The following is a 12,248-nucleotide window of genomic DNA, read 5'->3' as shown; positions in this document are numbered from 1 at the left end:
GGGAGGGGGCGGCCCGGCGGGCTCCGGGCGGGCGGCCGGGAACAGCGGCGGGCCGGCCCGGCGAGGACGCCGGACCGGCCCGTGACGCGACTGCCCCGCGGGTGAGGGCTACTCCTCGCTCTTCGCCGAGGCGCTGGGCTTCCCGGACGGGTTGGTGGCCGGCGTGCTCGCCGGGCCGCCCGCCTTCGGGGACGCGGGCGGGGTGGACGCCTTGGGCGTCTGGCAGCCCGGCTGCTTGGCCATGGCCTGGCCCAGCTCGCCCGCCTGGAGCTTGGCGACGGCGTCCTGGTCCATGTTCTGGATCTTCGCGAGGTTGTCCGAGACGACCTTGAGCCCGTCGGCAAACTTCTGCTGGTTCGACGTGTCGAGCGCGTCGACCTGCTTCTTCAGTCCGTCGTACGCGACCGCCGTGGCGTTGAGCTCCTTGATGGCGTCCTGCTGGACCTTCTCGCCGTTGTCGACGGGCGGCGCCCCGGCGCTCTCGACGGCCTTGGCGAGGGCCCGGTCGGCGTCGGCGATGTCCTGGAACGCCTTCGAGTCGGCCGCCTGGATCGTGGCGGGCTTGCTGTCCGCCGCCGTGGAGATGATCAGTTGGTTGGCGTTGGCCCGCTTCTGGATCTGCGGCTGCGCCTGATCGCAGAACGTCTTGGCCCAGTCGTTGACCTTGTCGCCCTCGTCGTCGCCGCAACCGGACAGCACGAGCACCAGTACCGCGCCGCCGGACAGTGCGGCCGCAAGCTTCTTGTTCACCGGATCGGTCCCTTCCAAGGCTCTCGGCCCCGGAACATACACGCCGTGCGGTCGTCTTCCACCGATCGTGCGACCGATTCATCCAATATTGAAGCCTTTTGCACCAAGGAGACAGGGGCGGACGTCACGTCAACACGCGATCCCCGCCCCCGCCGTGACTGCTCATCAGCGCGGCGCTACGGAGTGACCGCCGCGCCCTTCGAGGAGTCGTCCCGGTCGGCCGAGTCCGCCCCGACCGCCACCGACCGCCGCTTGGAGACGCGTACGGCGGCCACGATGACGGCGATCGCCAGGACGGCGATCAGCGCCCGCAGCCAGGGACTGGCGTCGTCGCCGTAGCTGAACTGCACCACGGCGGGCGCGATCAGCAGCGCGACCAGGTTCATCACCTTCAGAAGCGGGTTGATCGCCGGGCCCGCGGTGTCCTTGAAGGGGTCGCCGACGGTGTCGCCGATGACCGTCGCGGCATGCGCGTCACTGCCCTTGCCGCCGTGATGACCGTCCTCGACCAGCTTCTTGGCGTTGTCCCAGGCCCCACCGGAGTTGGCGAGGAAGACGGCCATCAGGGCACCCGTGCCGATCGCTCCGGCGAGGTACGCGCCGAGCGCCCCGACGCCGAGGGTGAAGCCGACCGCGATGGGCGCCAGCACGGCGAGCAGGCCGGGCGTGGCGAGCTCGCGCAGCGCGTCCTTGGTGCAGATGTCGACGACCCGGCCGTACTCGGGCTTCTCGCTGTAGTCCATGATCCCGGGATGCTCGCGGAACTGCCGGCGCACCTCGAAGACGACCGCGCCGGCCGACCGGGACACGGCGTTGATGGCAAGGCCGGAGAAGAGGAAGACGACGGCGGCGCCGAGGATCATCCCGAAGAGGTTGTTGGGCTGGGAGATGTTCATGGAGAGGTTCATCTCGCCGGCCTTCGCCCCCACTTCGGCGACGGACGTCGCGATGGCGTCCCGGTAGGAGCCGAAGAGCGCGGCCGCGGCGAGGACGGCCGTGGCGATCGCGATGCCCTTGGTGATCGCCTTGGTGGTGTTCCCCACGGCGTCGAGGTCCGTGAGGACCTGCGCTCCGGCGCCCTGCACGTCCCCGGACATCTCGGCGATGCCCTGGGCGTTGTCGGAGACCGGGCCGAAGGTGTCCATGGCGACGATCACGCCGACCGTGGTGAGCAGCCCGGTGCCGGCGAGGGCGACCGCGAACAGCGCCAGCGTGATGGAGACGCCGCCGAGCAGGAACGCCCCGTAGACGGCCAGACCGATCAGGAAGGCCGTGTAGACGGCCGACTCCAGGCCGATGGAGACCCCGGCGAGGACGACGGTGGCGGGGCCGGTCAGCGAGGACTTGCCGATGTCGCGGACCGGGCGCCGGCTGGTCTCCGTGAAGTAGCCGGTGAGCTGCTGGATGAGGGCGGCGAGCACGATGCCGATGGCGACCGCGACCAGGGCGAGCACCCGGGGATCCCCGCTGTGGGCGGAAATGGCGGGCTCGGTGACGCCCTTGAGGTCGGCGTAGGAGGACGGGAGGTAGGCGAAGACGGCGATGGCCACGAGGGCGAGCGAGATCACGGCGGAGAGGAAGAAGCCCCGGTTGATGGCGGTCATCCCGCTGCGGTCGGCGCGCCGCGGGGCGACCGCGAAGATGCCGATCATCGCGGTGACCACGCCGATCGCCGGCACGATCAGGGGGAAGGCGAGGCCGAGGTCGCCGAAGGCGGCCTTGCCGAGGATCAGCGCGGCGACGAGGGTGACGGCGTACGACTCGAAGAGGTCCGCGGCCATGCCCGCGCAGTCGCCGACGTTGTCCCCCACGTTGTCGGCGATGGTGGCGGCGTTGCGCGGGTCGTCCTCGGGGATTCCCTGCTCGACCTTGCCGACGAGGTCGGCGCCGACGTCGGCGGCCTTGGTGAAGATTCCGCCGCCGACCCTCATGAACATCGCGATGAGTGCGGCGCCGAGGCCGAATCCCTCCAGGACCTTGGGCGCGTCGGCGGCGTAGACGAGCACGACGCAGGAGGCGCCCAGCAGTCCGAGACCGACGGTGAACATGCCGACCACGCCCCCGGTGCGGAAGGCGATCTTCATGGCCCGGTGGGACACCGAGGCCAGGTCCTTCTCCGGTTCTCCCTCGGCCGGTGTGGCCTCCCTGGCCGCCGCGGCGACCCGTACGTTCGCACGGACGGCGAGCCGCATGCCGATGTATCCGGTGACCGCCGAGAACAGTGCGCCGACCAGGAAGAACAGGGACCGGCCCGCGCGCTGCGACCAGGTGTCCGCGGGCAGCAGGAAGAGGAGGAAGAAGACGACGACGGCGAAGACGCCGAGGGTGCGCAGCTGCCGGGCGAGATAGGCGTTCGCACCCTCCTGCACGGCCGCCGCGATCTTCTTCATGGCTTCCGTGCCTTCGCCGGCCGCGAGGACCTGGCGGACCAGAAGTTGCGCCACGACCAGCGCCGCGAGCGCGACCGCCGCGACGACGACCACGATCACACGGTTCTCCTGAGTGAGCACCGCGGCTGCGAGACCCGCCATTCCGTCCTCCTTGACGTCGCGTGGTCAAGACAAGGCGGATTGTAAGGAGAGAAACATGGTCAAAGCGGGGCGCCGCAGTCATCCTGCACGAATAGCTCGTAAGTACCACCGAATGCGGTAATGCAGCCGAAGCAGGAGATGTCATCCGAGAACGGAAGAAGAGGCCCTACGATGCAGGGCCTCTTCTTCGTGTCGCTCGGCGCGGCGTCCGCGGCGGGGCGGAGCGGTGACCGGCGGTGAGGGCAGCGGGTGTGCCGGTGCCCCGGCGCGGTCGCCGGGGTCAGGCGAGTGGGGCGTCCGGGTTGGCGGACCAGCTCATCCTGATGGTGCCGCCGTCCTCCCCGGCACTCACCTCCACGTCGTCGACGAGCCCGCGGATCACCGCGAGGCCCATCTCGTCCTCTCCGTCGGCGTCGTCGTACTCCTCGGCCGGCGCCGCGGCACGGGCACCGGGCACTCCGACGGCATCCGCTGCCGCCACGCCCGCGCCCGGGACCTCGTCGCCGACCTCGATGGAGAAAGTCTTCTCCTCCTCGGTCAGCACGACTCTGACCGGGGTGGTCACGCCGTTGCTGCGGTGCAGCCCGACCGCGCGGGAGCAGGCCTCGCCGACGGCGAGCCGGACCTCGTCGAGGACCGCCTCGTCGACCCCGGCCCTGCGCGCCACCGCGGCCGCCACCAGGCGGGCCGTGCGGACGTGCTCGGGCTGGGCGCTGAAGAGCAGTTCAACGGTGGCCATGCGATCGATCCCCCTGGGGTTCTCGGCGGCTGCGCGAAGCGGAGCGACGGCTGCTCGTGGCCTCAGTCCGCGGCGTTGATGGCCTCGTCGACCGAGGTGTGGATCGGGAACACCTTGGTCAGACCGGTGATCCGGAAGATCTTGAGAATGCGCTCCTGGTTGCAGACCAGACGCAGCGATCCCTCATGCGCGCGCACGCGCTTCAGGCCGCCCACCAGCACGCCGAGACCGGTCGAGTCGAGGAAGTCCACGCCTTCCATGTCGACAACCAGGTGGTAGCTGCCGTCGTTCACCAACTCGACCAACTGCTCGCGCAGCTTGGGCGCGGTATACACATCAATCTCGCCACCGACCTCGACGACCGTACGGTCGCCATTGGGGCCGGGCACAGTGCGAGTCGACAGAGACAGGTCCACGGGTCCTCCAGCACCTAGCTATCGAGCGGCCGTCCCTCGAGGTCTCCCGTGCGGAGCCACGGGACGGATGCCGGCCGCGATGGCATTCAATCACTTACCGGCAGCCATGCACGACGCCTTGGAAGCATTGTCCGTCACGCCGGTGACACACTCGGTGCCGATGGCCAAGAATCACCGTCCCAGCCGACCCACCGGGGAAACGGGCAGTCGCCCCTCTCCCGGTCAGGTCCTCGACCGGCTCTCGCGAGGCGAGAGCCGGGCCGCGCGCATCACCCATACGGAGCATCTGCCCGCCCGTGCGGGCCGTCATGCCGTCTGGCCGCACCGCATCCGTTCCGAGGTGATCGCCGCCGTCGAGAAGGCCGGCATCGAGCACCCCTGGGCCCACCAGGCGGAAGCCGCCGAGCACGCTCTGGACGGCGCCTCCGTGGTGATCGCCACAGGAACCGCCTCGGGCAAGTCGCTCGCCTATCTCACCCCGGTCCTGTCCACCCTCCTGGACGGCGCCGAGGCCGCCAACGGGCGCGGGACCACCGCCCTGTACCTGGCACCCACCAAGGCCCTCGCCGCCGACCAGCGGCGCGCCGTGCGCGAGCTGGCCGCGCCGCTCGGCAACCGCGTCCGGGCCGCCGTCTACGACGGCGACACACCCGTCGAGGAACGCGAGTGGGTCCGCCAGTACGCCAACTACGTGCTCACCAACCCCGACATGCTGCACCGGGGCATACTTCCCTCCCACCCCCGCTGGTCCTCCTTCCTGCGCTCCCTGCGCTATGTGGTGATCGACGAGTGCCACACCTACCGGGGCGTCTTCGGCTCCCACGTCGCCCAGGTGCTGCGCCGGCTGCGCCGGGTATGTGCCCGGTACGGCTCCGACCCCGTCTTCCTGCTCGCCTCGGCCACCTCCGCCGAACCGGCCCTCGCCGCCGGCCGTCTCACCGGCCTGCCGGTCACGGAGGTCTCCGACGACGCCTCCCCGCGCGGCGAGATGGTCTTCGCGCTCTGGGAGCCGCCGCTGACCGAGCTGCACGGCGAGCAGGGCGCTCCCGTCCGCCGCACCGCCACCGCGGAGACCGCCGACCTGCTGACCGACCTGGCCGTGCAGGGCGTCCGCTCGGTCGCCTTCGTCCGCTCCCGGCGCGGCGCCGAACTGATCTCGGTGATCGCCCAGGAACGCCTCGCCGAGGTCGACCGCTCCCTCGCCCGGCGTGTCGCCGCGTACCGGGGCGGTTATCTGCCCGAGGAGCGCCGCGCCCTGGAGCGGGCCCTGCACTCCGGTGAGCTCCTCGGTCTGGCCGCCACGACCGCCCTGGAGCTGGGCGTGGACGTCTCGGGGCTGGACGCCGTCCTGATCGCCGGCTACCCGGGCACCCGGGCTTCTCTGTGGCAGCAGGCCGGCCGCGCGGGGCGCAGCGGGGAGGGCGCGCTCGCGATCCTGGTCGCGCGCGACGACCCGCTGGACACCTTCCTGGTCCATCATCCCGAGGCGATCTTCCAGCAGCCCGTCGAGTCGACCGTCCTGGATCCCGACAACCCCTACGTCCTCGCCCCGCACCTGTGCGCCGCCGCCGCGGAGCTGCCGCTGACCGAGTCCGACCTGGCACTGTTCGGTCCCGCCGTGCCGGATCTGCTGCCGCAGCTGGAGGCCGCCGGACTGCTGCGCCGCCGTTCCACGGGCTGGTACTGGACGCGCCGGGAGCGGGCCGCCGACCTGACCGACATCCGTGGTGGCGGCGGCGCTCCCGTCCGGATCGTCGAGACCGGCACCGGGCGGCTGCTCGGCACGGTCGACGAGGCCGCTTCCCACGCCTCCGTCCACGAGGGCGCCGTCCACCTCCATCAGGGCCGCACCTATCTGGTCCGCGAACTCGACCTCAAGGACTCGGTGGCCCTCGTCGAAGAGGCGAACCCGCCCTACTCGACCACCGCACGCGACACCACCCACATCTCCGTCCTGTCCACCGACACCGAGATCCCCTGGGGAGCCGGCCGCCTCTGCTACGGCTCCGTCGAGGTCACCAACCAGGTCGTCTCCTTCCTCCGCCGGCGCCTGATCACCGGTGAGGTGCTCGGCGAGACCAAGCTCGACCTGCCGCCCCGCACCCTGCGCACCCGGGCCGTGTGGTGGACGGTCACCGAGGACCAGCTGGACGCCGCCCGGATCAACCCGGAGATCCTCGGCGGCGCCCTCCACGCCGCCGAGCACGCCTCCATCGGCATGCTGCCGCTCTTCGCGACCTGCGACCGCTGGGACATCGGCGGCGTCTCCGTCCCGCTCCACCCCGACACCCTGCTGCCGACCGTGTTCGTCTACGACGGCCACCCGGGCGGCGCGGGCTTCGCCGAACGCGCCTTCCACACCGCCCGCTCCTGGCTCACCGCCACCCGTGAGGCCATCGCCTCCTGCGAGTGCGACTCCGGCTGCCCCTCCTGCATCCAGTCCCCCAAGTGCGGCAACGGCAACGACCCCCTCCACAAGCGAGGCGCGGTCCGCCTCCTGACGGAGCTCCTGCGCGAAGCCCCCGAGGAGGACACCAGCAGCCCCACGGCACCCTGAGGAGCGACGGGCCGGGCCCGGCAGCCAGACCGGCGGCCAGAATGGGGGTCGGACCAGGGGCCGGCCGCCGGGCAGGGCGCGGGCGTCCGGGCCCGGGGCCAGACCGGAGGCCGGACGCAGGGCAGGGCGCGGGCGGCGCCTAGCTGTTCTGTCCGGCGAGCCCGCGCCGGGCGGCTGCGAGGACGGGCTCCTGATCAGCCGTACGGGCGAGGCGCCCCCGGCGGCGGGCCGGGAAGGGGCGTCGCCGGCGGAGGGCCCGCGCGGGACCTGATCTCGGTCGTCCAGGCGCCGAGGGTCACGCGGGCGGTGACGTCCGCGATGTCCTCGCTGACCCCGCAGCGCACCAGCGTGGCGCCCTGGGCCGTGGCCACCCGGTTCGCGGCCGCACAGGCGTCCGCCTCGCCCCACAGGGCGCGGTCGGCGGCGGCGAGGGCGGCCAGGTCGGCCGCGCCGCCCGCGCGATGGCGTGCGGTGACGGCCTGGCCCAGCGCGAGGACGGCGCCGAACACCACGCACAGCGCACAGGCCGCGACCGCCGTCCACACGGTCGCCGCTCCCCGGTCGGCCCGGACGGTGCCCCTCATACCGTGTCCTCGGCGAGTGCCACCGCCGCCGCCCGCAGGGTGAGCCCCAGCCCGCCGGGCCCGGGTGCCGTCGACTCCACGGTGACCCGCCAGAGGTCGCCCTCGCGTACGACGCCGACTCTGGCGCCCTCGGGGGCAGCGGCCCTGGCCGCGGCCTCGGCGGCCGGCAACGGCTCCGAGCGGGCCACCAGCCGCGCTCCGGCCCTGGCCGCGTCGACGCACTGGATCTGCGCGGCCGCCGCGGCCAGTGCCCACAGCAGAGCCGCCGTGAAGAGGACCAGGGCGGGAAGCACGACGGCGGCCTCCGCGGTCACCGAACCCCGGTCAGAACGGCGCATCGAGGGCCTTCCCGATCACCGACTCCAGGGCCTTCGTGACCGCGCCGCTGGTGAGGACCTTGTACAGCACGGCGGCGAAGGCCGCCGCGGCGATCGTGCCCATCGCGTACTCCGTCGTGCTCATTCCGGCGTCCCGCCGGGCCGCGGCCCTCCGCGTCCGCCACCACGCGTTCAAGCGCTTCTTGATCTTCATCCCGTCGCTCCCGTTCGTCTCGCTCATGTCGTCGTCCCGTGTTGTCGCGGTGCCGTGTCGTCGTCGTCCCGTGTTGTCGCCGTGCCGCTGGCGCCATCCCGTGTTGTCGTCCCGTGTCGTCTTGCGTGGCGTGTTGTCGGCCTGCCGTGATGCCGTCGCGCCGCCGTGCGGGCCGGTGCCTTCACCGCCCGTTGAGCAGTCCGCTCGCCAGACCGATCACCACCGGTGCCACCCCCACCGCCAGGAAGGCGGGCAGGAAGCACAAGCCGACCGGCGCGGTGATCAGGACCTGTGCCCGCTGCGCCCGGGTGGTCGCCGCGCGGGCGCGGGCCGCCCGGAGGGCGTCGGCGTGCCGCGCCACGGCATCGGCCGCGGGAGCCCCGGAGGAGGAGGCGCGCTCCAGGCAGCGGGCCAGGCCCTCGGCACCGGGGGTCGCCCCGAACCGCCGCCACACCCCGGCCGGTTCGCCCCCGAGCCGAAGCTCCGCTGCCGTGCGGACCAGCCGCTCCCCCAGCGGGCCGCCCAGCGACCGGCCGACCGCCTCCGCGGACTCGCCCGGCCCCGCTCCGGCAGAAGCGCAGGCCGCCAGCAGGTCCGCCGCGAGTGGCAACTGCCGCGCAGCGTCCGTGTCGGCCGCGCCTTCCGCGTCCGCACCCCGTGGCCGTCGCGCCCGCCACCACCGCAGTCCCCAGGCCGAACCGATCCCGGCGAGGAGACCGAGCGGCTCGCCGACCAGCACGTACGCGCCGAGGCCCGCCAGACAGGGCAGGCTCCAGGCCCTCAGAGGGGTGGGGAACCCGCCCCTCCCGCCCGGGTCCGGGGCCGGCTGCGGCTGCCCGGCCGCGAGGAGTTCCGCCATCCGCCGGCGCGCCCGCCGGCAGCGGCGCCGGTCAGCGACGGCCACGGACACGGCCGCCATGGCGCACAGAGCCGCGAGAAGTGCCGTCACGGCCGCTCACCCGCCCGCACGATCCGGGCGGCCCACCAGAGCCCCAGGGCTTCCAGAACGCCGCCGACAGCCAGGCAGCCCAGGCCGGCGGGGGTGTGGAGCAGCACCCACAGCGGGCGGGCGCCGAGGGCCGCGCCCAGGCCGAGCCCCGCGACCGGCAGAACGGCGAGCACCGCGACCGTCGCCCAAGCCCCGGCCAGTTGGGAGCGCAGCCGCTGCTGCTGGTCCCGGTGGGCCCGCAGGGCGGCCTCCAGCCGGTCGAGGCCGGCGGCGAGACCCGCGCCGCCGTCCACGGCGACCTGCCAGCAGGCGGCCATTCCCGCGAGGCCGTCGGCACCCTCCCGGCGGGCCGCGCGCCGCAGTGCCTCGGGCACGTCACCGCCGAACCGGGCCGCCGCGAGGACCGCGGCCTCGTCTCCGTCGAGCGCCCCCGTCGTCCGCGCCGCGTAGGAGAGCGCCTGCGCCGGCTGCCGGCCGGCTCTGAGCTCGCCGGCGACCACCCCGCACAGGGTCACCACCCGGTCCGCACGCGCTTCCCGCTCACGCCCCGCGCGGGCCGCCCGCAACCTGCGCCCCACCAGCGGCACGGCGGCCGCCCCGGCGAGCAGCGGAAGGGGCGAGGCACCGAGGAGCGCGAGCAGTCCCGCGACCGGCAGGCACAGCCACTGCCGCCGGCCGCGCACCGCCTTCCACCACCGTCCGGCGACCGCCGGCCAGGGCGACACCACGGAGCCGTCCGGCAGGGCCAGGATCATCCGGGCCCTGCGGGCCGCCCGCTCCCCCTTCGCCGTCCACCACAGTGCCGCCACCGCGCACAGCGCCGCCGCGACCTGCGCCGGAAGTCCGCCCGGCATCGTCATCGTCGTCACCGCTCCCCTCCGATCAGCGACCGCAGTCGCTCCCAGCCCCGCTCCCGCTCGAATCCGTCCGCCGCCCAGCGCAGCGCGGGCACGGTCACCACCAGCCCGTCCCGGTCCCGCTCCAGGACGTGCACCTCGGCGATCCGCCGCTGCCCGGACCGGTCCCGCACCACGTGCAGCACCGCCGAGAGACCGGCGCCCAACTGGCTGTGCAGGGCCGCCCGGTCGAGCCCCGCCGCCGTCCCCAGGGCTTCGAGACGGGCGGGGACGTCCGCCGCCGTGTTGGCGTGGACCGTCCCGCAGCCTCCTTCGTGGCCCGTGTTCAGGGCGGCCAGCAGGTCGACCGCCTCGGAGCCCCGCACTTCGCCGACGACGAGCCGGTCCGGCCGCATCCGCAGCGCCTGCCGCACCAGGTCCCTCAGCGTCACGAGTCCTGCGCCCTCCTGGTTGGGCGGGCGTGCTTCCAGGCGCACCACGTGGGGGTGGTCGGGGCGCAGTTCGGCCGAGTCCTCGGCGATGACGATCCGCTCCCGGGCGCCCACCAGACCGAGCAGCGTGGAGAGCAGGGTCGTCTTGCCCGAGCCGGTGCCTCCGCTGACGAGGAAGGAGACGCGGGCCTCGACGAGCGCCCTCAGCACCGTCCCGCCACCCGGCGGGACGGTGCCCGCGTCGGCCAGCTCACGTAGGGAGAAGGCCCTCGGCCGCACCACCCGCAGCGACAGGCAGGTGGAGCCGACGGCGACCGGCGGAAGGACGGCGTGCATCCGGGTGCCGTCCGGCAGCCGGGCGTCCACCCAGGGCCGGGCGTCGTCGAGGCGCCGTCCGGCCACGGCCGCGAGCCGCTGGGCGAGCCTGCGCACCGCCGCCGCGTCCGGGAACGTCACCCCGGTCGGTTCGAGGCCCGCGCCGCGGTCCACCCAGACGCGGTCGGGCGCGGAGACCAGAACGTCGGTGACGTCCGGGTCCGCGAGCAGCGGCTCCAGCGGTCCGGTGCCGATCAGTTCGCTGCGCAGCTCCTCGGCAGCGCCGAGCACTTCGGCATCCCCGAGCAACCGGCCCTGGGCCCGCAGCGCCGCCGCGACCCGCGCGGGGGTCGGCTCGGCGCCGCTCTCGGCGAGCCGCTGCCGCACCGCGTCGAGCAGCCCCGCGCCGCTCATCCCGCACGCTCCGGGAGGAGAACCCGGTCCCAGAACGCGGCGCAGAACCGGGCGAGTCCCCCGCGGGCGTCGGCGCCGGGTGGCGAGCCGCCGTCTCCGGCCGCGCCGAGGCCGGGTTCGTAGGGGAGTTCGCCGGCGAGGGGAAGCCGGAGGGCATCGGCGATCCACCGCTCGTCAAGGCCGGGCGCGTAGGGCCCGCGCACCACCGCGCGGAGGTCCGCGAGCACCATGCCGACCGCGCAGGCCACCCGCTGGGCCGCGGCGACGGCCCGGAGTTCGCCCGGGACGAGCAGCAGGCCGAGATCGAGCTGGGCCAGGGCCTCGGTGGCGGCGCCGTCGATCGTGCGGGGCAGGTCGACCACGACGACCCCGTCGCGCCTGCGGGCGGCGGCGAGCACCGAACGCATGGCCTCGGGCGGCACGAGGACGGAGTCGCCCCGGTCCCAGCTGAGCACCCGCAGGCCCCGCACAGAGGGAAGGGACTCCTCCAGGGCGCCACCCGCGACGCGCCCCTTGGACGCGGCGAAGTCGGGCCAGCGCCGCCCTTCCGCCCGCTCTCCGCCCAGCAGCACGTCGAGTCCGCCGCCGAGCGGGTCACCGTCGACGAGCAGGGTGCGCCGGCCGGTGCGTGCCGCGGCGAGGGCCAGGGCGCAGGCGAGGGTCGACGCTCCGGCGCCGCCCCGTCCGCCGATGACGCCGACGGTCAGCGCCTGTCCGTCCGCTCCTTCGACCGCGTCGGCGATCAGGTCGACGAGGCGGCCCTCGGCATCGGGCAGGATCAGGACGCTCTCGGCCCCGATCTCGACGGCGTGCCGCCACAGGGCCGGGTCGTCCGGCTCCCGGCCGACGAGCAGCACGCCGGGCCGGCGGGTAGCGCCCCGGCAGCGCGCCGCCGCGTCGTCACCGACGAGGACGAGCGGTGGATCGGTCCAGGCCGCCCGGTGTTCGGGCACGGTGTGGTGCACCTCGGGCTCGGCACCGGCGGCGGCGCACAGCCGCAGCAGGTCGTCGAGGAGCACGAGGTCCTCGGTGACGATCAGCGGCCGGGCCGGCCGCGTCCCCTCCCCGTTCTCCCCGCGCTCGGCGGACTCCGCGGCCGCGTGCCCCGCCGATGCGGCCCTGCCCGCTCCCGGGCTGCCCCGTCCGCCCGCGCCCCGGCCCGGGGGTGATCCCG

Annotated in this window: 12 protein-coding genes; 1 reads left to right on the top strand and 11 read right to left on the bottom strand. The window is 74.1% G+C overall.

All coding sequences use genetic code 11. The features are described from left to right. Window positions 1-108: 108 nt before the first annotated feature. From ABD954_RS18515 to ABD954_RS18500, 4 genes are all read right to left on the bottom strand, one after another. Window positions 109-750, bottom strand: coding sequence for a prolipoprotein diacylglyceryl transferase (locus tag ABD954_RS18515; protein WP_345487145.1), 642 nt, complete (start codon window positions 748-750; stop codon window positions 109-111). A 176-nt stretch (window positions 751-926) separates the two neighbouring features. Beyond that, window positions 927-3,281: a sodium-translocating pyrophosphatase gene (locus ABD954_RS18510; RefSeq protein WP_345487144.1), complete on the bottom strand. Its 2,355-nt coding sequence runs from the start codon at window positions 3,279-3,281 to the stop codon at window positions 927-929. A gap of 280 nt (window positions 3,282-3,561) precedes the next feature. Next, window positions 3,562-4,020 carry an ATP-binding protein gene (locus tag ABD954_RS18505; RefSeq protein ID WP_345487143.1) on the bottom strand — a complete coding sequence of 153 codons (459 nt, stop codon included), beginning with the start codon at window positions 4,018-4,020 and terminating at the stop codon, window positions 3,562-3,564. Between the two features lie 62 nt (window positions 4,021-4,082). Further along, window positions 4,083-4,436, bottom strand: a complete 354-nt coding sequence (locus tag ABD954_RS18500; protein WP_345487142.1) for an STAS domain-containing protein — start codon at window positions 4,434-4,436, stop codon at window positions 4,083-4,085. A 79-nt stretch (window positions 4,437-4,515) separates the two neighbouring features. On the opposite strand from ABD954_RS18500, the gene ABD954_RS18495 reads away from it, so the two are divergent. Beyond that, window positions 4,516-6,993, top strand: coding sequence for a DEAD/DEAH box helicase (locus ABD954_RS18495; RefSeq protein ID WP_345487141.1), 2,478 nt, complete (start codon window positions 4,516-4,518; stop codon window positions 6,991-6,993). Between the two features lie 194 nt (window positions 6,994-7,187). Here ABD954_RS18495 and ABD954_RS18490 read toward each other — a convergent pair whose 3' ends face one another. The 7 genes from ABD954_RS18490 to ssd form a co-directional block, all read right to left on the bottom strand. Continuing rightward, window positions 7,188-7,577 (bottom strand): Rv3654c family TadE-like protein, encoded by a 390-nt coding sequence (locus ABD954_RS18490; protein ID WP_345487140.1) that lies wholly within the window; start codon window positions 7,575-7,577, stop codon window positions 7,188-7,190. Then, window positions 7,574-7,915: a TadE family type IV pilus minor pilin gene (locus tag ABD954_RS18485; protein WP_345487139.1), complete on the bottom strand. Its 342-nt coding sequence runs from the start codon at window positions 7,913-7,915 to the stop codon at window positions 7,574-7,576. The genes ABD954_RS18490 and ABD954_RS18485 overlap by 4 nt, the downstream gene beginning before the upstream one ends. Next, window positions 7,902-8,135, bottom strand: a complete 234-nt coding sequence (locus ABD954_RS18480) for a DUF4244 domain-containing protein (protein ID WP_345487138.1) — start codon at window positions 8,133-8,135, stop codon at window positions 7,902-7,904. The genes ABD954_RS18485 and ABD954_RS18480 overlap by 14 nt, the downstream gene beginning before the upstream one ends. A gap of 154 nt (window positions 8,136-8,289) precedes the next feature. Beyond that, window positions 8,290-9,027 (bottom strand): type II secretion system F family protein, encoded by a 738-nt coding sequence (locus ABD954_RS18475; protein WP_345492278.1) that lies wholly within the window; start codon window positions 9,025-9,027, stop codon window positions 8,290-8,292. A 26-nt stretch (window positions 9,028-9,053) separates the two neighbouring features. Beyond that, entirely contained in the window at window positions 9,054-9,917 is an 864-nt protein-coding gene (locus ABD954_RS18470; RefSeq protein ID WP_345492276.1) for a type II secretion system F family protein, read from the bottom strand. 5 nt (window positions 9,918-9,922) lie between these two features. Then, window positions 9,923-11,074, bottom strand: coding sequence for a TadA family conjugal transfer-associated ATPase (locus ABD954_RS18465; RefSeq protein WP_345487137.1), 1,152 nt, complete (start codon window positions 11,072-11,074; stop codon window positions 9,923-9,925). Next, window positions 11,071-12,114, bottom strand: coding sequence for a septum site-determining protein Ssd (ssd, locus tag ABD954_RS18460; protein ID WP_345492274.1), 1,044 nt, complete (start codon window positions 12,112-12,114; stop codon window positions 11,071-11,073). The genes ABD954_RS18465 and ssd overlap by 4 nt, the downstream gene beginning before the upstream one ends. Between the last annotated feature and the right edge of the window lie 134 nt (window positions 12,115-12,248).

Source organism: Streptomyces roseoviridis (genome assembly GCF_039535235.1).
Lineage (GTDB): Bacteria > Actinomycetota > Actinomycetes > Streptomycetales > Streptomycetaceae > Streptomyces > Streptomyces roseoviridis.
This window is presented reverse-complemented; position numbering and strand designations above follow the sequence as displayed.

Excerpts from the sequence above, each read along its gene's own strand:
- ABD954_RS18510 (WP_345487144.1), bottom strand. The coding sequence starts at position 3,281 with ATGGCGGGTCTCGCAGCCGCGGTGCTCACTCAGGAGAACCGTGTGATC.
- ABD954_RS18505 (WP_345487143.1), bottom strand. The coding sequence starts at position 4,020 with ATGGCCACCGTTGAACTGCTCTTCAGCGCCCAGCCCGAGCACGTCCGC.
- ABD954_RS18495 (WP_345487141.1), top strand. The coding sequence starts at position 4,516 with ATGGCATTCAATCACTTACCGGCAGCCATGCACGACGCCTTGGAAGCA.
- ABD954_RS18490 (WP_345487140.1), bottom strand. The coding sequence starts at position 7,577 with ATGAGGGGCACCGTCCGGGCCGACCGGGGAGCGGCGACCGTGTGGACG.
- ABD954_RS18485 (WP_345487139.1), bottom strand. The coding sequence starts at position 7,915 with ATGCGCCGTTCTGACCGGGGTTCGGTGACCGCGGAGGCCGCCGTCGTG.
- ABD954_RS18480 (WP_345487138.1), bottom strand. The coding sequence starts at position 8,135 with ATGAGCGAGACGAACGGGAGCGACGGGATGAAGATCAAGAAGCGCTTG.
- ABD954_RS18475 (WP_345492278.1), bottom strand. The coding sequence starts at position 9,027 with ATGGCGGCCGTGTCCGTGGCCGTCGCTGACCGGCGCCGCTGCCGGCGG.
- ABD954_RS18470 (WP_345492276.1), bottom strand. The coding sequence starts at position 9,917 with ATGACGATGCCGGGCGGACTTCCGGCGCAGGTCGCGGCGGCGCTGTGC.
- ABD954_RS18465 (WP_345487137.1), bottom strand. The coding sequence starts at position 11,074 with ATGAGCGGCGCGGGGCTGCTCGACGCGGTGCGGCAGCGGCTCGCCGAG.